24 protein-coding genes are annotated in these 24,582 nt (G+C 62.5%); 8 read left to right on the plus strand and 16 right to left on the minus strand.

Translation table 11 applies throughout. The annotated features are described in order from the left end of the window. Positions 1 to 27 precede the first annotated feature (27 nt). The 3 genes from RIG82_02700 to RIG82_02710 form a co-directional block, all read right to left on the minus strand. Positions 28 to 501, minus strand: a complete 474-nt coding sequence (locus RIG82_02700; protein ID MEQ9459851.1) for a cytochrome c — start codon at positions 499 to 501, stop codon at positions 28 to 30. Positions 502 to 528: 27 nt separating this feature from the next. Next, entirely contained in the window at positions 529 to 1,695 is a 1,167-nt protein-coding gene (locus RIG82_02705) for an MBL fold metallo-hydrolase (protein MEQ9459852.1), read from the minus strand. 66 nt (positions 1,696 to 1,761) lie between these two features. Next, positions 1,762 to 3,825 carry a family 10 glycosylhydrolase gene (locus RIG82_02710; protein MEQ9459853.1) on the minus strand — a complete coding sequence of 688 codons (2,064 nt, stop codon included), beginning with the start codon at positions 3,823 to 3,825 and terminating at the stop codon, positions 1,762 to 1,764. 319 nt (positions 3,826 to 4,144) lie between these two features. Between RIG82_02710 and RIG82_02715 the strand changes: the two genes are divergently transcribed. The 7 genes from RIG82_02715 (at position 4,145) to galE (ending at position 11,038) form a co-directional block, all read left to right on the plus strand. Next, positions 4,145 to 5,071 carry a prepilin-type N-terminal cleavage/methylation domain-containing protein gene (locus RIG82_02715; protein MEQ9459854.1) on the plus strand — a complete coding sequence of 309 codons (927 nt, stop codon included), beginning with the start codon at positions 4,145 to 4,147 and terminating at the stop codon, positions 5,069 to 5,071. Positions 5,072 to 5,232: 161 nt separating this feature from the next. Then, on the plus strand, positions 5,233 to 6,210 hold the full coding sequence (locus RIG82_02720) for a prepilin-type N-terminal cleavage/methylation domain-containing protein (GenBank protein ID MEQ9459855.1): 978 nt from the start codon (positions 5,233 to 5,235) through the stop codon (positions 6,208 to 6,210). Between the two features lie 80 nt (positions 6,211 to 6,290). Then, positions 6,291 to 6,671, plus strand: coding sequence for a glycine cleavage system protein GcvH (gene gcvH / locus RIG82_02725; GenBank protein MEQ9459856.1), 381 nt, complete (start codon positions 6,291 to 6,293; stop codon positions 6,669 to 6,671). 5 nt (positions 6,672 to 6,676) lie between these two features. Continuing rightward, positions 6,677 to 7,291: a hypothetical protein gene (locus RIG82_02730; GenBank protein ID MEQ9459857.1), complete on the plus strand. Its 615-nt coding sequence runs from the start codon at positions 6,677 to 6,679 to the stop codon at positions 7,289 to 7,291. A 54-nt stretch (positions 7,292 to 7,345) separates the two neighbouring features. Continuing rightward, a complete protein-coding gene (locus tag RIG82_02735; GenBank protein ID MEQ9459858.1) occupies positions 7,346 to 9,016 on the plus strand; it encodes an alanine/glycine:cation symporter family protein in 1,671 nt (556 codons plus the stop codon). After that, positions 8,985 to 10,052: a DUF368 domain-containing protein gene (locus RIG82_02740; protein ID MEQ9459859.1), complete on the plus strand. Its 1,068-nt coding sequence runs from the start codon at positions 8,985 to 8,987 to the stop codon at positions 10,050 to 10,052. Before RIG82_02735 ends, RIG82_02740 begins: the two co-directional genes overlap by 32 nt. After that, on the plus strand, positions 10,049 to 11,038 hold the full coding sequence (gene galE / locus RIG82_02745; protein ID MEQ9459860.1) for a UDP-glucose 4-epimerase GalE: 990 nt from the start codon (positions 10,049 to 10,051) through the stop codon (positions 11,036 to 11,038). Before RIG82_02740 ends, galE begins: the two co-directional genes overlap by 4 nt. Position 11,039: 1 nt before the next feature. Here galE and RIG82_02750 read toward each other — a convergent pair whose 3' ends face one another. The 11 genes from RIG82_02750 to RIG82_02800 all read right to left on the minus strand — a co-directional run bounded on the left by RIG82_02750 (position 11,040) and on the right by RIG82_02800 (position 21,429). Beyond that, positions 11,040 to 11,573: a hypothetical protein gene (locus RIG82_02750; protein ID MEQ9459861.1), complete on the minus strand. Its 534-nt coding sequence runs from the start codon at positions 11,571 to 11,573 to the stop codon at positions 11,040 to 11,042. After that, positions 11,570 to 12,388, minus strand: coding sequence for a rod shape-determining protein MreC (locus RIG82_02755; GenBank protein ID MEQ9459862.1), 819 nt, complete (start codon positions 12,386 to 12,388; stop codon positions 11,570 to 11,572). The genes RIG82_02750 and RIG82_02755 overlap by 4 nt, the downstream gene beginning before the upstream one ends. 95 nt (positions 12,389 to 12,483) lie before the next feature. Further along, positions 12,484 to 13,554 carry a rod shape-determining protein gene (locus RIG82_02760; protein ID MEQ9459863.1) on the minus strand — a complete coding sequence of 357 codons (1,071 nt, stop codon included), beginning with the start codon at positions 13,552 to 13,554 and terminating at the stop codon, positions 12,484 to 12,486. A 264-nt stretch (positions 13,555 to 13,818) separates the two neighbouring features. Then, entirely contained in the window at positions 13,819 to 13,959 is a 141-nt protein-coding gene (locus RIG82_02765; GenBank protein MEQ9459864.1) for a hypothetical protein, read from the minus strand. Between the two features lie 17 nt (positions 13,960 to 13,976). Then, positions 13,977 to 14,858: a hypothetical protein gene (locus tag RIG82_02770; GenBank protein MEQ9459865.1), complete on the minus strand. Its 882-nt coding sequence runs from the start codon at positions 14,856 to 14,858 to the stop codon at positions 13,977 to 13,979. Positions 14,859 to 14,987: 129 nt separating this feature from the next. Next, positions 14,988 to 16,016 (minus strand): HEAT repeat domain-containing protein, encoded by a 1,029-nt coding sequence (locus tag RIG82_02775; protein ID MEQ9459866.1) that lies wholly within the window; start codon positions 16,014 to 16,016, stop codon positions 14,988 to 14,990. 9 nt (positions 16,017 to 16,025) lie between these two features. Continuing rightward, positions 16,026 to 17,783, minus strand: coding sequence for an apolipoprotein N-acyltransferase (lnt, locus tag RIG82_02780; GenBank protein MEQ9459867.1), 1,758 nt, complete (start codon positions 17,781 to 17,783; stop codon positions 16,026 to 16,028). Between the two features lie 127 nt (positions 17,784 to 17,910). After that, complete coding sequence (gene xerC / locus RIG82_02785) at positions 17,911 to 18,870, minus strand: tyrosine recombinase XerC (protein MEQ9459868.1); 960 nt, start codon at positions 18,868 to 18,870, stop codon at positions 17,911 to 17,913. A gap of 39 nt (positions 18,871 to 18,909) precedes the next feature. After that, on the minus strand, positions 18,910 to 19,182 hold the full coding sequence (locus RIG82_02790; protein MEQ9459869.1) for a hypothetical protein: 273 nt from the start codon (positions 19,180 to 19,182) through the stop codon (positions 18,910 to 18,912). A gap of 51 nt (positions 19,183 to 19,233) precedes the next feature. Next, the gene (locus tag RIG82_02795; protein MEQ9459870.1) at positions 19,234 to 19,863 is read right to left on the minus strand and encodes a hypothetical protein; all 630 of its coding nucleotides are present in this window, start codon (positions 19,861 to 19,863) and stop codon (positions 19,234 to 19,236) included. A gap of 219 nt (positions 19,864 to 20,082) precedes the next feature. Then, positions 20,083 to 21,429: a DPP IV N-terminal domain-containing protein gene (locus tag RIG82_02800; GenBank protein ID MEQ9459871.1), complete on the minus strand. Its 1,347-nt coding sequence runs from the start codon at positions 21,427 to 21,429 to the stop codon at positions 20,083 to 20,085. A gap of 252 nt (positions 21,430 to 21,681) precedes the next feature. Here RIG82_02800 and RIG82_02805 point away from each other — a divergent pair, with 252 nt between their 5' ends. Next, complete coding sequence (locus RIG82_02805; GenBank protein MEQ9459872.1) at positions 21,682 to 23,283, plus strand: glycosyltransferase; 1,602 nt, start codon at positions 21,682 to 21,684, stop codon at positions 23,281 to 23,283. Here the strand turns inward: RIG82_02805 and RIG82_02810 are convergent. Together RIG82_02810 and RIG82_02815 are read right to left on the minus strand one after the other, a co-directional pair. Next, a complete protein-coding gene (locus tag RIG82_02810) occupies positions 23,234 to 23,725 on the minus strand; it encodes a helix-turn-helix domain-containing protein (protein MEQ9459873.1) in 492 nt (163 codons plus the stop codon). The genes RIG82_02805 and RIG82_02810 overlap by 50 nt on opposite strands. Before the next feature lie 48 nt (positions 23,726 to 23,773). Continuing rightward, positions 23,774 to 24,559: a glycosyltransferase gene (locus tag RIG82_02815; protein ID MEQ9459874.1), complete on the minus strand. Its 786-nt coding sequence runs from the start codon at positions 24,557 to 24,559 to the stop codon at positions 23,774 to 23,776. Positions 24,560 to 24,582: the final 23 nt, after the last annotated feature.

Genomic DNA, 24,582 nt, shown 5'->3' on the forward strand with positions numbered 1-24,582 from the left:
CCTGTTTACCTTTCTGAGTATCTTGACTCAGCGCTGGGCGATCACATCGTCGGCAGAGACTATCGAAGCCTGATTGCCCCACGATTGTCTGACATAACTCACCACCGCAGCGACTTCCTCATCCGAAAGAAAACTGATTCCCGGCATGATCGATCCGTAGGCTCCCGACCCAGGCAGTGCCCTAGGCCCCGCGCCGACGCCATGAAGTGTCATCCGGATCAACAGTTTCGGATCGCCAACGACGGTCTGGTTGCCCTTGAGCACCGGGAAGCCGCCATTCATCCCGCCGCCGTCTTGCCCGTGGCAGCCCGCGCAGTTGGCCTGATAGACCTGCTGTCCGAGCACGCGATCAAAGACCACCACCGGATCGGGATTTACGACGACCAGTGGCTCCGAAGGTCCGGAAACGTCGACCTCTTTGTCGGTCTGTTCGTCACAGCCGACGAGTCCCAGGGCTACCGCGAGCCCTGCCATTTGCAGTAACCGTCGCTTGGCTTTCATACCCTCATGATACCAGCCAACTATTAGTTAGAGATCGATCACCATGTCGGCTCGCGCCAGCTCCACCTTCTCGGCACGGTTGCGGCACCAGCGGGCGAGGCCGTCATCGATGGCGTTTCGCTCGGACCACTCCCGATTCGGGTCGTGGTGCCCGATCAGGGTCCGCTCGACGCCGCAGCGCTGGGCCATCTCCTGGATGTCCTCGATGCACGAGTGGCCCCAGTCGAGCCGTGACACTGTGGATGAGGAGCCGATCGCCGAGATGCCGTCGTAGTCGCTGCGGAGGTACTGGCCGTCTCGATAGAGCAGGTCGATACCGTCGCAGTGATCCATCAGCGATTCTTCTGCTGCGACGGACGCCTGCTGTCGGGGATCGCTTTCGTCCGAGCCGTGGCGAAGCTCGTGATCGGTGCAGAACACAAAGGACGACGTTCCGTGGTCCACCCGGTAGGCCAGGCACGGTGCGGGGTGATAGACCTCGAACGCCATGACTTGCGTGTCGCCGACCATGATCGGTTTGGGGAGCGCGTGGTCTATGGCGCGAAGGTCATACTTGGCGGATGATTGATCGGGACCTGTCAGCGCGACCGCCTCGAAGGTTGCGGGCATGACGTTGTAGTAAATCGGTGTCTGAACGCCGTGCAACTCGCTGTCGAGTTTGCGCGAGAAAATTCCCAAGTAGCTGTCGAGTGCCCGGAGGAACTGTGGGTTGCCGTAGACCTTCAATCGATTTCGCGGATCAAAACAGACTGCGGCCTGGTCGAAACCGACCGTGTGGTCGTTGTGCGAGTGACTGCCGAAGAGATGCAGGGTGCGCTCGGGTTGATCAGCCCACTTCACCTGAAGGTCTTTGGCGCAGTTTCGAAAGCCGGAGCCGGCGTCAAAGATGAGGTCATGGCCGTCGGGCGTTTCGACACGCACACAGGTCGTCCAGCCGTCGTAGACCCGTGGAGACGGCAGATCAAAACGATCGCGGTAGGCCAGGAGGCGTTTTCGGGTCACTGGCCCGCCAAGGATCTTCTCGATTGAGTCCACCCGCTCGCGCCGCCTGAGGGCATCGTGCAGGACGACCTCGATCAGGTGCGCATCGGAAAGGTCCTTCCGTGCCTGGCGCTCGGCCGCCGAGGGGAAGATCGAGCAGCTACCCTGCGTCCCGTACAGGGTGACTCGCATGTTTCGGATGCGCTCAGCCACGTCCACTCCGACCACGAGTCCATCGTTCGCACCATTGCCCCCGGGACTTTGGTGGCTATCGACAGTCTAACGCCGCCGCTGTATCGCCAGCAGGCCAAGAAGTAATCCTGCCGTGGCGGGCTCCGGGACGGCCGCGCCGAATCCGAAACCTGACGCCAGGAGGCTGAGGTCCACCAGGCCGACCTCGCCGTCACCGTTGAAGTCTCCTTGCCCCCAACCCAGCCCAGATTGGCCGAAGTATGAGGCCAGGAGCGAGAGGTCGGTGAGGTCCACATTTTTATCGAGGTTCGTATCACCGAGCTTGCTGCCGAATAACTCCTCGATCCAGAACCTCAGGTCGTCCGCCGTGGTGGTTCCGTCGCCAGTGAGGTCGTAATCAGGCGTGCCCATGCCTGCGGCGATCAGATTGAGATCGACCATCGAGTACCCGCCGTTGCCGTTGAAGTCGCCCAGCCAGGGGTCCAGCATGCCGTCGGGGTTGTGGGCCAGACGATCGACCAGGAGCCAGGACACGCCTTCGCCGATGACACGGAGGCTTCTTAGGGACACGATCGCTTCATCAAGGACGCCGTTGCCGGTTCGCGATGACAGGCCGAACCAGTCGTCGGGGTTATCGAGGTCCCACTGAACCAGTCGCCAGACGCCATCGCCGATCAGATCACGGTCCGCTGACACTTCGGTCTGGCCGCCATCGGCGAGGGTGAGGCTGATGCTCACGTCCGTTGATTCCGTCTTGACCCACAAGCCCAGCCAGCCTTGCGAAGCAAACTCATCGATCGGGTCAGACAGCAGGTCCAGCGTCCAGCCCGAAGCATCGCCATCGACGTCAATTCTCAGTGACTGCCCGCCATCGATGGCGCTCTGCGTGGTGACCTGCTGCGAGGAGCTGTTGACGAACCTGGTCAATGCCGATGACGACGCGGGGGTGGTGAACGGCTCGGGTTCGATGGTGAAATCAGCTAGGACAGTGAACTCAGCGGGTGTGACGAGGCTGGCGATGTAGTCGGCAATTGCCGTGCGCATCGGGCCGGTGTTCCTGATCGTCGAGTAGGCGTACATCTGAAAACCGTGTGACCCGTTGTCCCGCGATCGCTCGATCTGGTCGAGCGTCAGCGCCGTGTCGGTGCCGTGGAGGTAAGGCCCCAGCCCCGTGACGACCGCTGTATCCCCGCCGATGCCTGCGTACATCTGGACGTTCGATTCCAAAAGGTGATCGTACTGCTGGCTGAGGTAGGTCATCGGCAGGGCGAGGTCGAGGATCTCTTCCTCGATCCAACGCTCGGAGTTCTGCTGGTGGCTGTTCATGGCGATGTTGAAATCGCGCCAGACTGCGGCCGAGAGGATCTGATTCTGGTCAAGGGCCTTGATTGAGTCTCGTACCTTGACCACCAACTCGGTGATGTTGTCGGCGATCCACTGCTTGAAGGCGCTGTTCGCGCCTGTGAAGGGCAAGCCGGTATCAGCGGTAAAGCGAGCGCGCGAGGCAGGGTCCTGGGCGTAATCATCCCCGGCCCCGCTGACCATGCGCACGTAGTCGAGGTGAATGCCGGCGACGCCGTAGTTCGCCACGATGTCTGCTGCGACGTTGGCGATGTGGTCCTGCGCCTCGGGCACGGTCGGGTTGATGCCGACGTAGCCGTTGTAGAGCGGCTGGTCGTTGCCGTTGAAGTCCTTGAGGCGCCACTCGGGGTGGGCGTTCCAGAGGTGGTTCGGGTCGGTCGGCGGGCTGCTGCCGTTCCACATTGGGATGGTGTTGAGCCATGCGTGGAGGCGGACCCCGTGCTGATTGGCCTCGTCCACGGCGACGGCCAGGGGGTCCCAGCCCGGGTCCTGGCTGAAGTAGGGGGACTGTTGAGGCCAGACCTCGAAGTTGCTGTCGTAGCGTGCATCGCCCTGGCCGCGGACCTGGAACTGGATGTCGGTGAACCCGAGGCTGGCGGCGTCGGCGATAATCGAGCGGACCTGAGCCTCGCTGGAATAATCGAATCGCGTGACCCAGATGCCGACGTAGTCCTCGTAGCTCATGGACGAGTTGATCACCGGATGCCCGGCCCGGGCGACTCCGCCCAGCGAGGCCACGACCAGTGTCACCACAGCAACCCGAACCATCCAGCCCGATCGTTCGATCACATCAAACTCCTTTGATCACTAGCGGCCACCCGCTGGGGAGCAACTATCGCCGGGGCGGGAAGACGCCACTCCAAGCACCCGACCGGACTCACCTTATCCATCATGCCATGCTTTTCCGTCTGGGGCGATTGAAATATGGTTCTTATACAGCTTATTCGCGGTCTCCTGATCAACCTGACCCCTCCAAAAGCCCGAAAATAAAAGAGGAAACTGAGCCAAAGCGCGTTAAAATTGTTGCAGAAGACCCCCAATCGGGTATAAGATGCTTAATAAAGTCTTATACTTCCGTTTCAGCACCCCTCACTGATGAGGTTTCATCATGAAGAACGCTCACCGCCCCGCTTTCACGCTCATTGAGTTGCTCGTGGTGATCTCGATCATCGCGCTGCTGATTGGGATCCTGCTGCCGGCACTTGGTGCGGCACGGGCGACGGCGAGGGACATTGCGTGCCTGAGCAACACTCGCCAGCTTTCCATCGCGAGCTTCTCGTACGCTACGGATAACGCTGATTATTTTGTGCGGTTCTCCGACATGGCCGTTGCAGCGGGACGAGGGGGCAAGCCCTCCAACCTTGGTCAGAACGGGCTGGATGGTGTGCTTCCTGGAAATGCCAGTCATGCTTGGACCTGGACCTTTGTCGCCGGCAACTACGCCTCCACCGATCTCTACGAGTGCCCCAGCTTCACCGAAGCCGAAGAGTTCAGCACTGGCGGTGGCTCCCTGAATATCCGTGACGCCTCGGTCGAGAAGAACACCGACGGCAGCATCGATCAGAACTGGCGGAATTCTGATTACGGCGTCAATATTGCTTGGTTAACCGCCATGCGTCGCAATCCCAATGTGAATGAACTGGTTCCTGGAGGTGGCCGTGGTCTCGCTGGCAAGGAATACGAGATCTCTTCACGCCTAAGCAGTGTGGAGGCACCGACTACAACTCTGTTCGCCGCTGACACATACTTCGCTGGAATCGCAGCTGCCGACCAGGGCACCTATGGTGTGTTCTTTGCGAGTGCTACTAATGCTAACTCAGAGACCGTACACGCACGACATGGTAGCGGGGCAGTCAATATTTCTTACGCTGACGGACATTCTGGCTCTGAGACAATGCCTATTAATCAGAGCCTCACAGCAAATAGTGCCGTAACCGTTTATGACTGGATCAGTGTCCTTGGTGCTTACAGCAATACGACACCAGTTGGTAACCCTGACAACAAGTGGGACTTGCTTTCAGGCGATGCCTATTAGCACTCAGTTACGACCGATCGCCCCCCGACCCCGCTCCGGCGGGGTTTTTTTATTTCCCATCTGGCGGGGTTTCTTCTGGCGTTCAGAACGACAGCAAGGGTAAAATGGATGTGCCTGTCGATTCAATCGCATTCAAACACATTTCAGCACGAGGTTCTGTCATGCTCACTCCGCCGCGCAGCCCGTCGCCTCGTGCTTTTACGCTCATCGAGTTGCTTGTGGTGATCTCGATCATCGCGCTGCTGATCGGGATCCTGCTGCCTGCCCTCAACAGCGCCCGGGGAACCGCCCGTGACATTTCCTGCCTGAGCAACACTCGGCAGATGTCGATCGCCAGCTACGCCTACGCCACTGACAACCGGGAGTACTACGTTCGTGCCTCGGATGAATCCGTGAGCCCGGGGCAACTAGGCAAACGTGCCGGTCTTGGCAGCGGCCCCATGGGTAACACCGACTTCACTCAGACCACGACCCATTGCTGGACATGGAGCCTGGCCAACGGCGGTTACGCCACCCGAGAGGTCTACACCTGCGCTCGCTTTCCGGAAGCTGAAGAGCGTTCCGTCGATGGCAGCAGTTACGAGAATATCCGAGACGCTGACATCGAGAAGAACACCAATGGGACCATTGACAACGGATGGCGCAACACTGACTACGGTGTGAATGTTGCGTGGCTCACCGCACGTCGCCAGCAGGATGAAGGCGAGCTCAAAGCCCAGCTCGGTGTCGCGAACGCCCGGCCGCCGGTCTCCGGATTCCAGTTCGCGATTTCCTCGAAGCAGGCGGAGGTGCAGGACCCTTCTGATACGCTATTTGCCGCCGACTCCTGGGTGCTGCTCTTTGTCAATGACGGTGCCATCCCCACCGGCGTCTACTGGGCGAACGCACGCACCAACTATTCTGAGACGGTTCATGCCCGCCATGGCGGGAGCAAGGGCGGGAGCGTCAACATCGCCTGGGCCGACGGGCACTCGTCTTCACAGAGCCTGCCCATCAATCAGGAACGGTCTGATGCTGCAGAGGGCTATGTCATCTACGACTGGCAGAGCGAACTTGGCGCCTACGACTTTGCCAGCCCGCCCAACCCCGTCGACAACCCGGACAACAAGTGGGACCTTCTCGCTGGGGATGCCTTCTGAATCTGCCGGTTGATCTTTCCGTTTGTCCCCGGCTGGCCTGCTCCCTAGGATGCTCCGTTACCCATTGATACGGAGCCCCTATGCCCTCTCCCGACGACCGTAAGTACCTTGATTCTCACGAATGGCACAAGGCCGAAGGCGATCTGGTTGTGATCGGGCTGTCGCAGTTCGCTGTCGATGAGCTCGCGGACGTGACTTACGTCGAGTTCATCAAGGACTCGGGTTCGGTGACGGCGGGCGAGACGTTCGGGGAGATCGAGTCGGTCAAGGCGACCTCCGAGCTCTACTGCGGGATCGACGGCGAGATCGTCGAGACCAATCAGCAGGTCATCGACAACCCAGCGATGGTCAACGAGGACCCTTTTGGTGACGCCTGGCTGATTAAGGTCAAGCCCGCGAACGCTGGTGACCTTGAGAAGCTCCTCTCCGGCCCGGACTACGACAACAAGGTCGGCGCGTGAGGGTCATGCGCCCGATCAACCCCCTGCTGCTGGCCCTGACGCTGCTGCTGACGGGCTGTGACACGGTTGGTCTGTCGAGTCTTGGCACGCTGACGATCACCTCGCGTGCCGATGAGCGGGTTCAGCTCACCGCCAGCATCGACCGGGCGATCTATTCTCTCGACGGCAAGCAGGCGCTTACCGCGATCCTGCTCTCCGGCTCCGCCGAAGCCCCGCAGCGCGCGATTGTCCTGCGTGTGTTCTGGAGTCCTCGTGCTGGCGCGACGCCTGTCTCGCGCTCGGCGACCAACACCTCGATTGAAGTCATGGTCTTTGCTGACCGGGTTGATCAGGACCTGCGCGAGGTTGGTCTGTATGCGGGAGCAGGCTACGTCTACCTCAACGACAAGCCCGGTGATCGGCTGGTTGGTGCCGAAGTCTGGGAAGCCGACCTGATCCTCACCGACCAATCGCTGGGTTTTCGCGACCGGCTGGGTCGCAGCAACCTGACCGGGCGCTTGCAACTGCGGCGTGATGACGCTGGCGTCCAGACGATCCTCGCCTCACTCCGGGCCCAGGCGTCGGGGGCCCTCGAGTACCCCCGGCTGGTCAGCGCAACGCCCGCATCCCGATCATTTTGATAACCTGATCACGCGTCAGTGCCTGTGTCATCTCGCCTCGTAGAAGGGTCCATCATGCGCCTAGGCCGTCTCCTGTCCGCCCACGCCGGACACGCTCTGCTCGCCATCGTGATCCTACTGCTCTGCTCGGTGACCACCCTTGCTCAGGATGCTGAGCCCGCTGCATCCGAAGCGGGGCCCACCCTGGTCGAGCAACTCGACATGACCATCGGCTGGGCCAACGGTCACATCTCGACGGTCCTGTTCTTCGACATCAGCTTCGGCATGTTCAAGTCGGTCAACCCGATCTCAGGGGAACTCGAAGGCCCCGAGACGCCGTTTCTTGTCGTTTGGCTGATCATCGGTGCTCTCTTCTTCACCTTCTTCCATCGCTTCCTGACTCTGCGCGGCTTCGGACACGCGATCAACGTGCTGCGCGGGAAATACACCTCCTCCGATGACCATGGTGACGTCTCCCCGTTCCGTGCGCTGACCTCCGCTCTCTCGGCCACCGTGGGCCTTGGTAACATCGCTGGCGTGGCCATTGCCATGAAGATGGGCGGCCCCGGTGCTCTCTTCTGGATGATGTTCCTGGGTTTCTTCGGCATGGCGTCGAAGTTTCACTCCTCCACACTGGCTCAGATGTACCGCGTCCGGCACAAGGATGGCTCCTACTCCGGCGGGCCCATGTACTACCTTTCGCGAGGTATCCGCGAGCACTACCCTGCCCTCGCGCCGTTCGGGGTGTTCCTCGGCGGGTTCTTCGCGGTCGCCTGCATGTTCGGGGCCATCGGCGGGGGCAACATGTTCCAGGCGAATCAGTCCGCTCAGGCTTTCTTCCAGACCTTCGTGCAGCCTGGCGTCATGGCCGCCTACCCGGAGGCGACCGCGACCGAGATTGCCGCCATTCAGGGATGGACCAACGCGGGTTTTGGACTGCTGATGGCGACTGTCGTTGGTGCCGTCGTCCTAGGGGGCATCACGCGCATCGGCGCGACGACGTCCAAGCTGGTCCCGGGTATGGCCGTTATCTACGTCGCTGCGTGTCTAACCATCATCATTGCCAACTTCTCTGCCCTACCCGATCTGATTGGTCAGGTTCTCGGGCAGGCTTTCGCCGCAGAATCCATCTATGGCGGGATCATCGGCGTGATGATCATCGGCTTCCAACGGGCCGCCTTCTCGTCCGAAGCCGGGCTCGGCTCGTCCGCCATCGCGCACGCCGCCGCCCAGACCAAAGAACCCACTCGGGAAGGCTTCGTGGCCTCCCTCGAACCTTTTGTCGATACCGTCATCATCTGTTTTATGACGGGCATGGTGGTTCTGATCACGGGTGCCTATAAGACCGCTGAAGGCGATGGCGTCGCGGTCACGCTGGCCGCTTTTCAGTCCATCCCCTTCCTCGCCTGGTTCCCCTACGTCTTGTCGATCTCGATCATTCTGTTCGCCTTCTCGACGATGATCTCGTGGTGCTACTACGGCGAACGCGCCTGGGGTTATCTCTTTGGGCTCCGCTCGGTCTTCATCTTCCGGATCATCTTTGTCGTCTTCGTGTGGATCGGTTCGGTTGCCAGCCTTGGGAATGTTCTCGACACGGCTGACCTCTCGATCCTCTCCATGGCCCTCCCCAACATCCTGGGCGGTATCCTGCTGGCTACCGTGGTTAAGCGTGAAGTCGACCACTACTGGCAACGCCTTCAGGATGGTGAGTTCCATGCCGATGAATCCGCCGGGTCCGACATCTGATCCAAGCCCGCCTGCCGCCCTGCTGGTCGTACGATCAGCTCTGGGGGGGACTCTCATGGGCCTGGCCAATCTGGTCCCGGGAATCTCAGGCGGGACGATGCTCCTGGCTGCGGGCATCTACCCGCGCTTCATCAACGCCATCGGCGAAGTCACGACTCTGCGATTCCGGCGTGAGTCGATGATCACGCTTGCCACCGTCGTGGTCGCCGCGATCCTTGCCATCGCTCTGCTTGCCGGCCCCGTTAAAGACCTCGTCGTCTATCACCGCTGGATCATGTACAGCCTGTTCATCGGCCTCACGCTCGGCGGGGTTCCGGTCGTCTGGCGGCTGATCAACCAACCCACCGCTGCGACCTGGCTGGGTGTGCTCGTCGGCTTTGCCGGCATGGCTGCCCTTGCGATCGCTCAGAGTGAGGCGACCGGCGCTACCCAGAACGACGGCTTCCTGTTCATGCTGCTTGCCGGTGTCGCGGGAGCCTCGGCGATGATCCTCCCCGGCGTCTCGGGCGGGTACCTGCTGCTGGTTCTCGGTGCGTATGTCCCCATCCTCGCCGCCATCTCGAGCTTCGTCGATGCGCTCAAAGCCGTGGATACCGCCACCCTCCTCGCCGTTGGATTCGGTACGATTCTCCCGGTCGGACTCGGTGTGGTTCTCGGTATCGCCGCGGTCTCGAATCTGCTGCGATTCCTGCTGCGCCGCTACGAGAAGGCGACTCTTGGCGTGCTCCTTGGGCTCCTGCTCGGGGCTGTCGTCGGCCTTTATCCCTTCGTTGAGCCGGTCGCGCCAAACCCCGGTGACATCCTCAAGAACCAGACCCTCATCGTCGATGACAACAACACGCTGATCTATGAACAGACCGGGAAAGCCGTCGAACCCGAGGACTACCCCACCGCCACCTTCCAGCCCTCTTACACGCAGCTCACCGGAAGCCTGACCCTGATTACCCTAGGCATCGGGCTTACACTGCTCGTCGATCGCATCGGTCGCGACAAACCCAGCAGCACTACTGAGCACACCAAGGACCCAGAAGCATGAAGGTCATGGTCACCGGCGGAGCCGGCTACATCGGATCACACGCCGTCAAACGACTCCTTGCTGACGGACACGAGGTCGTCATCCTCGACAACCTCTATCGCGGGCACCGCGATGCCATCCCGGATGGCGTGACCCTCACCGAACTCGACCTCCGAGACACCGACGGTATCGAGACAACGCTCCGCGAGTACCGGGTCGAGACCGTGATGAACTTCGCTGCGCTGGCCTACGTCGGCGAATCCGTGACGCAGCCCATTGACTACTACGAGAACAACACTGCGGGCGTTCTCTCGCTGCTCCGCGCGATGCAGCGAGCGGGCGTTAACCGCATGGTGCACTCCTCGACTTGCGCGACCTATGGCGAGCCTGAGACGGTCCCGATCACTGAAGAGACACCTCAGTCGCCGATCAATCCTTACGGCTGGTCCAAGCTGTTTGTCGAACGCATGCTGATCGATATCGCTCAGGCCAACAAGAACTTCAGCTTTGCCGCCCTGCGTTACTTCAACGTCGCCGGGTCAGCTCGCGACGGGTCCATCGGCGAAGACCACGAACCCGAGACGCATCTTATTCCCGTGATGCTGCTGACCGCCCTGGGCCAGCGCGAGAAAATGACCATCTTCGGCACCGACTACCCCACGCCCGATGGCACCTGCATCCGCGACTACATCCATGTCGAGGACCTGATCGACGCTCACGTCACCGTGATGAGCGCTCTGGCTCCGGGCGACAAGCGGTTCTACAACCTGGGTATTGGTAACGGTTTGTCGGTCAAGCAACTCATCGACGCTGGGAAGAAAGTTACTGGCGTGGACTTTCGTGTTGACCTCGGACCGCGCCGGCCGGGCGACCCCCCCATGCTTTACGCCGACGCATCGAAGATCGAACGCGAACTGGGTTGGAAAGCACAGATCACTGATGTGCATGAGATGATTGAGTCCGCCTGGAACTGGTTTCGTGAGCACCCCCACGGCTACAACGACTGATTCACCGCTCGGCGAATCCGAACCAGCGCTCGATCGCCAGCAGCAACGCGCCGATCGGCCCCGCCAGCAGCGCGGTGTAGATCACCGACAGGAACCCGCGAAACAGCGAGTCGGCGGCGCGCCATCCTTCGATCATCTCTCCGACCGGCCACGGGAGCGTCCGCACCGCCATCAATGAGACTGAGAAGATCTCTGTAAACAGCCCGCAGACGGCGGTCAGGATCACGACCGTCAACAGGGAGTGACGAAACACGACTCCGCGCAGTTGATGCACCACGAACGCCCCGGCCACGGTGCCGATCGCCATCGGGCCGATCAACACGACGCCCCCGGGATACACCGTCAACAGATCGAGGCACAGGCCAGCAGCCACCGCCGCCCAGCTCGCGGTCCGCCACGGTGCCATCAGCGCGACAAACGCCACCAGTACCAGGATCGGTTCGGGTCGAACGCCCGCTACCTCCATCGCGCCCCCTGCCGCGAACGACACGCCCAGCAGCAGATAAGCCACCACGCCAAACAGCGCCCAGTTCATCCGCCACCCCCCGCCGTTGCCCGCTCCACCACCACCGTCACCCGACGCAGGTCCGTCGCCCGATACACCGGCTCGATCACCACCCGCTTGAGCAGCAACGGCTTGCTCGTCCGGTCATCGACGATCGCCACCCGCCCGACGATCCGCCCCCGCGCCAGCAGCGGCCAACGCTCATCGACCAGGTGAGCGACATCGCCTTGCTCGACCGGCACATCCAGCGCCAGCTCCGCCACAAACCCGCCCGCCTTCTCGTCGTAGTCCACCCACGCCAACGCCTCTCGCGTCGGAGCCGTCACGGTAGCGGGCACCACCCGCACCTCGAGACGCACCCCCGGCCGCGCGATCGCATCCATATCGCAGGTAAGCGGTGCCACCCCCGACACCCTACCGATCAGATGTGAGCCCACGACCACCGGGTCCTCCAATCGGACCCCGCTGGTCTCACCGGCGCGCACCGACAATCCCGAGCCGCCTTGATAGACCGCCAGCACTGGCGCGAGGACCAGCCGGGCCGAAGGCCGTGCCAGCAACTCCCGCGACTCTGCGAGTTGATCGACCAGCCCCCGCAACCGTCGATTCTCATCTTCCAGCGCCCGGAGATAATCCAGCGCCGGGCCTTCTCCTAAGGGGGCTCGACCCCCGCCATCGACCGTGTCCATTCCCTCGGAATCCAACAGCCCCGTCCGACCGAGCACCTGACTCACCGGGACCAGTGCTGACACGAGCAACCCGCGTGGCCACGACGCTAGCGCCGTCACCATAGCGCCCGGCATGAGCACCAGCACCACGCAGGCCAGCACCACCAGCGTCTGCACTCTCGGGATGGGAAAACCAGGACCTCTGATGCTCGTTCTCCTGGTGCACCGGCCCTCGGCCGCGAGCGGAGCACGAACCCGCAACCAGCCGACGACTAGAAGTCGTCCGAATCACTCTCCATCGTCCCCTTCCACTCCTCGAGATGCTCGAGGTAGATCGCTGTGCCTCGGGCCACACACGTCAGCGGGTCATCAGCGATCCGACAGTCCAGCCCCGTCGCGTTCGAGATCACAATATCGATGCCCCGCAGCAGCGCCCCGCCACCTGCCAGCACGATCCCGTTGTCCACCAGGTCTGCGGCGAGTTCCGGCTCGGCGCGCTCGAGTGTCCGTGTCACGGTCTCGATGATCGCAGACAAGGGCTCCTGGAGCGCCTCGCGGATCTCCTCGGAGGTGATCACCGTCTTGCGTGGCAAGCCGGAGATCATATCTCGGCCGCGCACCTCCATGGTTCGTTCTTCCCCCTCGGGCGCCGCCGAGCCGATCTCGATCTTGATTCGTTCGGAGGTCTGCTCCCCGATCATCAGGTTGTAAGCCTTCTTCATGTGGTTGATGATCGCCTCGTCCATGTCATCGCCGGCGACACGGACCGACTCGCACTGCGCGATGTCGGCCAGCGACATGATGGCCACTTCCGTCGTCCCGCCGCCGATATCGACGATCATCGATGCGGTCGCCTCAACGATCGGCAGGTTCGCCCCGATCCCCGCCGCCATCGGTTCCTCAACCAGATAAACCTTCCGAGCCCCCGCTTTCTCCGCGGAGTCCAGCACGGCCCGACGCTCCACCGCCGTGATGCCTGAAGGCACCGCGATGACCACTCTCGGCCTCACGAGCGGGTGCCGGCCATTCACCTTGCGGATGAAGTAACTGAGCATCGCCTCGGTGATCTCGAAATCGCTGATGACCCCGTCCTTGAGAGGCCGGATCGCCGTGATCGAGCCCGGCGTCTTGCCCAGCATCTCCTTGGCCACCCAGCCCACGGCCAGCTCGTTGCCGTTGCGCAGCACCTGGGTTGTGTTCTTCTTGACCGCCACCACGGACGGCTCGTTGAGCACGATCCCCTCGCCGCGCACACACACCAGGGTGTTGCACGTCCCCAGGTCAATGCCCATATCGACACTGAACCAGCTCAGGAAGTTGTCGTAGAGGCCGTCAAAGATCAAAGAGACCCGTCCCTTGCATGAAGATCGCGCCGCCACGCAGGCCGCAGACGCCGCATCATAACCAACACCGCCCATACGCGAGCAGCAGCCGGTATCTGTTTCATCGGCAGCCCGCCCCCCGTAACTTGCGATTCCACACAACCTTCGGCGAACGTACCGCGACTCGACCCTCGATCTGCTGTTCTTTACTGCCCCTCCACCTCAAGAAAACAAGCCGAGCTGAGGGTCGGCTTGATCAATCCTTCAAGACGGTCTGTTCCGAAGTTAGAATGGCAGTACTGGCAGCATTCCGCCAGCCAACTCTGCACTGCGCATCCACACCACCCCGATGCCGGCCAGCAGCATCAGCAGCGCGATCAGCAGCAGAACCGAGTAAACGCCATCATCAGAGTCGTACTGAGCCATCGTCGTCGGTCTCCGGATTACTGAGTCAAACCAGCCAGGGCGCTGTCACCGATCTCGATCTGGCCCGTCGCCAGCTCAATGCTGCCGGCGGCTGAATCGGTGTCCACTGTCGTGATCCGCAGCTTGCCGAGGTAACGGCCATCGCGGTGAACCCGGAAGACCATGTTTCGCTCAACGCCATCGACCTCGCCGACGTTGACCTGCACGAGCGTCAACTGATCGACTTGCTGCATGCCCGTGACCATCCCGCGGATCATTGTGGAAGGCTCGATATCGATCGTATCGCTGTCGGCTGAAGCCTCACCCATCACGATCGCACGCATCTCCTCAGGCAGCTTGCCGACAGACGCCATGAGCTGTGCGTTATCACGCTCGGCCTGGGTCATGCCCTCCTGAAGACGACGAACTGTGCGCTCAAGGCTATCACGCAGGCTCGCCAACTCGGACACCTCGTCCTGCAGCTCCACACGCTTGGCCTCGGCATCCACGCGGCGTGACTCTGTCGAAGCGATGCGGTTGGTCAACTCTGTAATCAGGACTGAGTTCTGCCGGGCGGTGGCGGAGAGGCTCGACATGTCCGACTCTCGCTGTGCCAGCCGCGACTTGGCATCAATAAGCCCCGCGTTGGCCTGAGCCAACTCCGACTGGGCGTCTGCCAGTTCGCCGGTGAGCTGCTCGATCGTGGCCTGCAAGGACGCCGACTTGGCCGACTCATCGGCCAGGGCAGCATTGATCTCCGCCTGAGCACTGCGGGCTTTCGCCTCAGCGACCTGCTGGGCGGCACGGGCCTCCTCAAGCTCGCCGCGCACGTCCTCGACTGTTGCCACGTAGGGCACGGTCAGAGCGACCAGCACGATCGATAAAAAGGCCACCACGAGCACGAAAATCTTGGTCAGCAAGCTCAACGGGAAACCCTCTCGAAAGCTCGAAAATCGCCCAAAACCGGCGATTGAGTCAACACAATACTTCGGGTTATCGCAGAGCCTCTTAAGCCTGTCAACAACCCCAACCTCTCGCCTCCCAACCGCTTAACGACGGGCAGACTGAGCTTCCCCGGCCGTTGGCAGCCGCTTGAGCACCGCCGCCGCCGCCGCGAGCCGGACCATGGGGACCTCGTCCTCCAGCGTGTCCCCCAGCAGCGCCAAACCGATCGGGTCCCCGCTGTCGCCGAGCGAGAAGGCCGCCTGAGCACGCACGGTCGGCATCGCCGAATCCAATCCCCGCACCAGAATCGGCATCCCGTCCTCAACCCCCAGCTGCATCAGCGACCGCGCCGCTGCCAGCTGCAACTCTACGGGTGGCTGCTCCAGCATCCGCGCCAGCATCGGGATCATCCGTCGATCCCCCAGCGGGCCCAGCATGCTGACGGCCAGCACTCGGATCTCATCACTCTGTGAATACGCCGCCGCGCGAATCGGCGTCAACGCCTCCAGATCACCCAGTTTCACCAACGCCTCCGCCACCTGGACCTGCACGATCTCACGGCGGATCGCCATGATCCGCCGGTCAAACGGCACCCGTGCCGCCTCGTGCAGCATCTCCTTGGCACTGGCATCACCCATCTCACCCAGGATCAATGCCGCATTGCCCCGCACACCCGGCTCGGGCGAATGCACCAGCCGCGCCAGCGGACTCACGTCCACGGCCACCCCGTTCGCATCCGCCGCAAAGATCGCGGCGGCTCGCACCGACAGGTTCTCATCCAGCGAGAGGTCTGCCGCCGCCTGGCCATGCTCCTCGAGCTTCAACTGCCCGACCGTCATGAGCGCCGCGAAACGGACTGGCGCTACCTCATCCAGCAGCATCGGCTCCACCAACTCACTGGCCAGACCCGGCACCGGGTGAGATGCCTCGATCGCGTTCATCCGCAGTGCTGCATCCTCCGCCGCTGCGGCCGCTCGCACTTCCGCGATCGCCCGGTCCCGCAGCGTCGCCGCCTCATCGGTGCTGAGCGACCGCTGCCCCAGGAACTGCCCCCACGACAGCCCCGCCCCCCAGGAACCCATCAGCACCACCATCGCCACCAGAAACGCTCGACGTGTGTTGTTCATGCTCATCCCGGGATTCTAACCCCGTCGCACGCGATCCAACACCCCCGACCCCAGGAACCCCACCAAGAACAGCCCCACCAGCAGCGGAACCTCCCCCCAGAACCCGTAAAGCCCCCGCCAGTCGGCCACATGACCCGGCGCCAGCTGCACCCCACTCGACCACAGGTGCCCCAGCACCCCCTTGCTCTCGCCCTCAACCTCCACCACCGAGACCACCTCACCCCGCGCCGAGATCAAGCCGCTCACCCCCGTGTTCGCCGCCTTGGCCATCGGCACCCGGTTCTCGACACACCGAAACGCGGCGATCTGCAGGTGCTGATACCCCTGCGATTCCAATCGGAACCACCCGTCGTTCGTCACGTTCACCAGCAGCACCGGCCGCTCTGATTGCGCCAGCGCCACCCCCACCATCTCACGCACGACCCGGGCCACCGTGTCCTCAAAGCAGATCGGCGTCACGACAGCAAACTCGCCCGCCTCAAAAACGACCGCCTGAGTGCCCGCCTGAATCGTGTAGCTCGACTCATATGGCGTCAGGTTCTTCACCACCCAGTCCTCAAGCCAGGGCATCAGGTCCATGCCGGGCAGGTACTCGCCGAACGGCACCCGGTGCATCTTGTCGTACCGCCGCTCCGCCCGCGTCCCGTCCGCCCGATAGTGAAACACCGAGTTGAAGCCCATCCCGGGCACCGGCCGCTTTACGCCATCGACCTCCCGTAGCTCCCAACTCTCGTACGCCGGTGCACCCACGATCAGGTCCACGCCATAGCTCGCCGCCAGGTCCCGGACCTGTCCCTCGATCGTCAGGATCGCCGCCCAGTCTTCCGCCCCAGCCAGCCCCAGCGTCTCCTCGTTGATCGGCATCGGCACCGCCGACTCCGGCCAGATCACCACGACTGGTGACCCCGCCTCGGCCTCGTCAAGCCTCGACTCCAGCGACCGCCGCGTCTCAGCCAGCAACGCATGCCAGTCCGCGATGCGGTCCTCCAGAGAGGGGCTCTGCCGATTATTCTGCGGCTCGTTGGTCTGAATCACGACCACGGTCGTGGAGGAATCCGGGAGCAAACTCGGCATCGGCGGCGTCATGCCGTACCCGACCACCGTGGCCACCACCACACCCACCACCACCACCCGCGCCACAAACCGCTTCCGCAGCGGCTCAAGCGTGACGCCCTCCTTCGGCGCCGAAAACGACTGCCGCGCGACGTCCGCGAGAAAACCATTCACCAGCGCCACAAACGCCGTCACCGTCAGCTCACCAAACAGGTCGGCGATCTGAATCAGCATCGCCGAGTGCCCCGGTCGCCACGGCCCCTGACTGTGACCGAGCAAGAACCACGCGAACCCTCCGAACGGATACTGGGTTCGCAAAAACTCCACCAGCACCCACGCCACCGGCACCGCCCAGGTCAGCGACAAGCGACCCTGAAGCGTCAGCCGTCGGATCAGCAGCCACCCCAAGGTCGGGAACACACTGAGCACCAGCGCCGCTGCCACCGTCCCGCCCACCGTCACCGGTGACAGCCACCAGAGCATCACACACCACCAGGTCCAGAACACCAGTGTCGACACCCACACCACCCGCCACATCGACGCCGAACGACTGACCACCAACGCACCCGGCACCAACGCGATGTATGCCAGCCACCACCACCCCAGCACCGGATAGATCACCCCCATCAGCACTGCCGACAACCCCAGCATCACAAAATGACTCACGACCCCGGGCGGGCGATCAGGGTCTACTGGCGCGATAGCAAAGGATTTGGCCATCGCCCGAGCATACTCGGCCCACCCACAACCGTCTCAGCCCCCAATCAAAAAGCCCACGGACCGTCCTGGTCCGTGGGCCGCGTTCCTTCGGCGTCCTTGCCGAGAGAGTTCTCTATCCTCACAAGCCTCACATCGCCCGCGGGTGAGCTTCCTCATAAGCCGTGCGCAACCGGTTCGCTGTTAGGTGCGTGTAGACCTGCGTCGTTGACAACGACTGATGGCCCAGCAACTCCTGCACGCTCCGCAGGTCCGCTCCGTTGTCGAGCAGGTGCGTTGCAAAACTGTGCCGCAGCGTGTGTGGGCTGATCGAAGGATCGAGACCCACCTCGATCAGATACTTGTCCAGCTTCCGCCGGACCGACCGGCTCGACAGACGCCCGCCATTTTTGTTCACAAACAAAGCCACCTGGGGATTCACCAGCGACTCCTGACGAACCTTCGTGAACCGGGGGTCCGGCTCCAGCAGCGTCAGGTAGTGCCGGATCGCCGTCATCGCGTGGGAACCAAGAGGAACGATCCGCTCCTTCTTGCCCTTGCCACGCACCAGCAGCGTCTGATTGTCCGCATCCAGGTCAGCACGGTTCAGATCAACCAGCTCGGATACACGCACGCCCGTCGAATAGAGCGTTTCCAAGATCGCTCGGTCACGCGCCCCCAGCGTCTCGCGGTTGTCCGGTGCCGAGAGCAGCTTCTCCACATGCTCCACCGTGATCGCCCTTGGCAAACGCTTGGTCTGCTTGGGCGTGCGGATCAGCAGCATCGGATTCGACTCCACCAGGTCTGTCTTGAGCATCCACTTGTAGAAGCTACGAAGCGTCGCAATCTTCCGCGCCATCGTCGCCGAACTGTATCCAAACGTATCCAGCTTGGCGAGGAAATCGCGGATCAGTACGGGGTCGGCCGTGCGCAGCTTGCCCTCCAGATAGCCCTCGCTGTTGCCACTCGCCTCGTCGGGAGCCACATCCGTGAGGTGCTCCACAAACTGGCGCAGGTCCGCGCCGTAGCACCGCGCCGTGTACGGGCTGAAGTGGCGCTCGTGACGCAGGTAGTTCGAGAATCGTTCCAGCAGAGAAAGGGTCAGAGCCATCGTTTGCATCCTCTATAGAAAAGGGCGTTCCAGCCTCTTTTAGGCAGATTTCCGCCGTTGCAGCTTCTTCCGCAGCCTCATCCCCATGTGATGAGACAGCACCGCGGCATCAAACCAGTCCAGGTCGTTCCCCGGATCATCAACCATCACCGCCAACTGGTTGAGCAACGCCGCCTCTTGCCCCGGCTCACACCGGAACACGTGACGCTTGCCCTTTTTCACCAGCACCAACTCGTGGTCATTATCCCATACAGGGCCATCGACCTCGATGGCCTTCAACGTTGCCGCTGGTTGGGATGACGATCCGTCCATGCTTCGCTCCAAACCCGATCCGCGTCGGGCCGGCGAGGCCATGACGGATCACTAAGGGGCCCGACCGACTCCCGCGAGCCGATCCCGAATCCCACGCTTCCCGGCGGGAAGCGGCACGCCAAGGCGCTGCGCCTCGGCCAAAAGCAGTCGCCCGGCCAACTCGTGGCAGGCAAACTCGATGTACAGGTTCATGTTCCGCTGATGATGCACCCACGCGTCCGGAGCTTTCGACGCAGGACCACGATCCACCGCGTACGCCATCAAAGCGTCCCGCGTCCTCGGGTCCGAGGCATCCAACACCGCGCTGATCGAAGACGACGCGCCTTCCGGCACGCCCGATTCCGACGACGAAACGCGACCCGCCAGACCGCTGCCTGCACGGGTCATGCCGCGCAGATCAACCGCCGTGCTCTGGCGCTCATCGACCTCGTAAACCTCTGCCGCGAGTCCGATCGTCGGCGGGTCATACGGGTCATACGCCGTGATCGTCCCGACCACCAGGCAGTCGGCTCCGATCCCACGCATGAGCGCCCGCGCTTCGCCGGGTGAGGTGATCCGCCTCACATCAAGACGCTCCATGCCCGCCAGAACACGATTCACCGGCAGGGCAACCAGGCCATCGGCCTGATCAAGCGTTCTGGTCAGGGCGTCCGCCACCACCTGCCCGCTCGCCGCACTCATGCCCGATTCATTCACAAAGGGCACGACCGCGACCACCCGGGGTTCCGGGTAAGGCGAGACCAGAGGTGGCGATCTCCGCGGCTCAAATAACGAGCAGCCGCTCAGGAGAAACACCAGCGACACCAGGGTCAGCTGAACCTGTTGACTTGTCATGGCATCCTGCCCACTCAGCAGGCGTTTCCAACGCCCGCAAGCCTTCAAACCTTTAGCACACCGTTCTTACTGCGTGCCGGGAAGCGGAACACCAAGCCCCGCTTCCCCCAAACGAGCTTCCTGTGCCGGAGCCAGGCGAAGTGCCTGATCCGGACGGGCCGCCCAGATGTTCTGAGTCCCGAGTCCCGCTCGATCCGAAACGAAATACACATATCCGTCGCTGCCCCATGTCGGGAGCAGATTCTCGTAACGACCGCCGGTCAGCCGCGAGCGGCCGCCGCCGTCCGAAAGCATCACCCAGATATCCTTCGGACCGGCCTCATCCATCTCTGCAGTACCGGGCTCCACCACCGTGCAGAACACGATGTAGTTGCCGTCCGGGCTCCAGTCAGGTGTGATCGCCGCCGCATTCGTGCTCGCCGCCAGCTCTGTCGGCAACGTCGCCTGGCCATTGACATATGTCAGCACCCAAACTCCAAACCGACGATCCCCACGCTCGCGCTCCCGCTGATAAACGATCCGGTTGTCCACAGGTGACCAGCTCGGAAACAACCCGGGCCCCAGAAACGTCTTGGTCCCGGGACTGTCCACGTTCACTACCACGAGCTGCCACTCCTGAGCCTGCTCGTTGAAGCTGCAAAACACCACACTCCGGCCATCCGGCGAAAAACTCGGATGCATATCGATCGCGTCATCATCCGTCAGACGAACCGCCGTCCGACCCCCCACTTCCATCATGTAGATGTCCCAGGACCCCGAACGATCCGACGTGTACACCACGAACTCACCGTCAGGCGACACATCCGGCATCTCATCACTCGACGGGTCATCCGTCAGACGAGTCACCGAGTTGGCCCCGAACTTCGTGTAATAGAGATCTGGCCGCTCGCTGTGCCGGGTCGAAGCGAACACCAGAAACTCGCCCGCCGCATCGATCGACGGATCGAAATCCCCGCCCTCCTCGGTGAAGGTCACCCGCACCAGGTTGTCGAGACCCGATCCGCTTGACGCGAACCCCGCACCCCCGCGAGAACCAATCTCCCCAAACAGACGCGAAGACCCGACCGCTCGCGCAGCCGGCTCCGCCCGATCACTGATCAACTGATAGTTGGCATCCTGAATACCCGCCACAGGACTCGCTGCGGGAACCGCCACAGGCCGAGACACCGGACGATCAGGCGTCTGACGACGCCGGGGGTCCGTCTCGAACCGGGCCATCGTGTCACCACGACGGCCCGAAGCCGACTCCCTCTGCAGCTGCGTGCGATACGCCTGCTGAAACTCCTCGTAGTTCCCCTCGCCTCCCTTGGGTGCCCCAAACGTCAAAGCGCCGTTGTAGTGCTGCGTGCAACCAGCGGTGCCAAGCACCAGCGTTGTCGCAGTCAAAAGGGCCCAGCTCTTCAGGAGATTCATGATGGTGCAACCTCGTTCTACGGCGTCCAGTCCCGGCCAAGTGGCCCTGCCGCTGCACCGTTATCGGGAGGCCGCCGGTCCGACACTCGAATCCGACGACACCCTGCCTTATCGGACGACTCCCCCGAACCCCTCCACACACCAACGACCCCCAGGGAACAACAACCCGCTCCCGCAAGTTCCATCCTCATACCCTAGAATCCGGTTCATCCCCGGCTAACAGTTCCCGCAACCCTCCCCCACGGACGCCCCATGACCTCCCTCGCCCTCCTGGGCCTCGCCCCAGCCATCGAACGATCCATCCTCATCACGGCATACCTCGCGATCATCGCGGTCATCTGCTTCTATGGACTCCACCGCTACTGGATGGTCATCCTCTTCGCCCGCCACCGCTCCAAACGCACCCGACCCTCAGCCCGACTCCAGAACCTGCCGCCCGTCACCGTACAGGTCCCTCTCTATAACGAAGGCGCCGTCGCCGCCCGCATCATCCACGCCGTTAGTCAACTCGACTACCCCCCAGACCTGCTTCAGATTCAGGTCCTCGACGATTCCAACGACGGCTCGGAGAACACCGCCGAGCAGGCCGTCCGCCAGGCACAGGCCCGAGGCGTCAACATCACTCACATCCGCCGTCCCGACCGCGTGGGCTTCAAAGCCGGTGCCCTCGAGTACGGCATGGCCTCGGCCACCGGCGACCTGATCGCCATCTTCGACGCCGACTTCGTCCCTCACCGATCCTTCCTCCGCCGAACCGTCCACCACTTCGCCGACCCCGCCACCGGCGTCGTCCAGACCCGTTGGGCCCACCTCAACCGCACCGACTCCCTGCTCACGCGCTCTCAGGCCGTCTTCCTCGACGGTCACTTCGTGATCGAGCACACCGCCCGTTCCCGAGGCGGGGCCTGGATCAACTTCAACGGTACCGCAGGAATCTGGCGAAAAACCGCCATCGAACAGGCCGGCGGCTGGCAGCACGACACCCTCACCGAAGACGTCGATCTCTCCTACCGCGCCCAGCTCCTCGGCTGGAAGTTCCGCTACATCCCCAACCTCACCTGCCCCGCTGAACTCCCACCCAACATCACCGCCTTCAAGTCCCAGCAGTTCCGCTGGACCAAAGGCTCGATCCAGACCGCCATCAAACTCTTGCCCAGAATCCTCCGCGCCGACCTGCCCTGGCTTGTCAAATCCGAAGCCTTCTTCCACCTCACCTCCCCCGTCGTCTACCTCTTCATCACCCTCTTCGCCCTGCTGCTCTACCCCACCCTCGTCATCAACATCAATCCCTTTGGCGACACCATTCTCTCTGGCGCCATCCTCGGCCTCACCCTCTTCTCCCTCGGCACCACCTCCGCGGCCCTCTTCTACCTCACCTCCCAGTGGGCCCAGCGGCGCTCCCTCCTCCAGACCATCGCCCTCATCCCCGCCCTCATGGCCGTCGGCATCGGCATCTCCCTCTACAACGCCCTGGGCGTCCTCGAAGCCCTCCTCGGCCGCACCTCACCCTTCGTCCGCACCCGCAAGTACGGTGACAACCCAGATCACAAACTCAACCTCTCGAAGGCACTCCGCGGACTCCGCCTGGGCGACCTGCCCCGCTTCATCCCCCTGATGAGCCTCGTCGAACTCGCCATGGCGGCCTACATGGCCTTCTGCATCGCCACCATGCTCACCATTCCCGGCGCCTTCATGGGGCTCCCCTTCGTCATCCTCTTCACCGCCGGCTACGTCTACGTCGCCCTCTCCGGCTTCCTCATTGCCACCCGAGATACCCTGGAAACCGCTGCGGTGCGAGCCGACCTCACCCCTGAAGATCAGCCCGCTTCGACCGCTGCTCCGACAACTCCGTGAGCACCCGCTGCGCGATCGTGCAGCTGCCGACCACCTGCTGGAGCTTGCTGACCACTGAGACCATCTCCTCGGCACTGGGCGGAACCGCATCCGCCGTGCTCAGCCGCGCCAGTGAATCCGCCGCATCGCGCACCGCCGCGATCGCAGCGTCTACCGCGTCCTTGAGGTCCACCCGGCCATCTCGGTTGTAATCCAGGTCCATTTCCACCCGCACGAACTGCCACTGTGTCCCGCCGGCAAACACCGCCAGCAGAGCCTCCTGAGCCTCCTTGCTCGGCAGATGCCGCAGCAGCAACCGGATCGAATCAAAGTCCGGCCGGCTCTGACCACTCAGCCAGCGATAAACCGTCGATGTTGAGACCCCGGCCAACTCACTGACCTCCGTCACCGATGTCCGCTGGCGGTCTATCAGGCTCTGCAAGGTCTGAGCTAACACCGACATCCAATAACTCCTGTGAGCCGAGCCGTGTCGGCCCGGTCTGGTCGCCAATCAATCGCCCTCAATCGGCACCACATGAAACCGCGGCACCAACTCCACCACAAGATCGTAGCGTGTCTCCAGCCCCCGACGCCGCAACGCCCGCCGCACCGCCGTCGCCGAGCCCTCGATCTGCCCGAGCCGCGAGGCCCGCGAAATACTCTGCTGATGCACCCGGTACGCATAGAGCACCTCACGCAGGTGCTCTACCTCCGTCACCTCCGACACCCGGAGGCATAGATCGTAATCCTGCGCGTAACCAAAACGCACATCAATCCCGCCCACGGCATCAAACACCTCCCGCCGCATCAGCCGGAAGTGAAACGCCATGAAGTCGCGCAGCAAGCGATTCTTCGAATAAGGAATCGCGCACCGCGCACCGACCCGCAGCTCCCGCCCTGTCTCATCCATCTCCACATGATCCGTATAGACCATCCCCACCTCGGATCGAGTCTCCAGCACTCCAACGCACTGCTCCAGCGCCCCCGCCATCAACCGATCATCCGAATCCACCCACCCCAGATACCCACCAGCGGTCAAAGCCAACCCGTCATGCAAGGCGAAATACATCCCCCGATTCCGCTCATCACGGACATACCGGACCCGCTCATCCCGCTTCGCATAACCCCGCGCGATCTCACTCGAACCATCCGTCGAACCATCATCCCACACCACCAGCTCCCAGTCCTCGAACGTCTGGGCCAGAACCGACTCGATCGCCTCTGCGACGTATTTCGCCCGATTGTAAAGCGTCATCACCAGCGACACCCGCGGACCCGTCCTCGCCTGATCGTCCATGACGACCAGTGTACGATCTCCCT

Source organism: Phycisphaeraceae bacterium, from assembly GCA_040222855.1.
Taxonomy (GTDB): domain Bacteria; phylum Planctomycetota; class Phycisphaerae; order Phycisphaerales; family Phycisphaeraceae; genus Mucisphaera.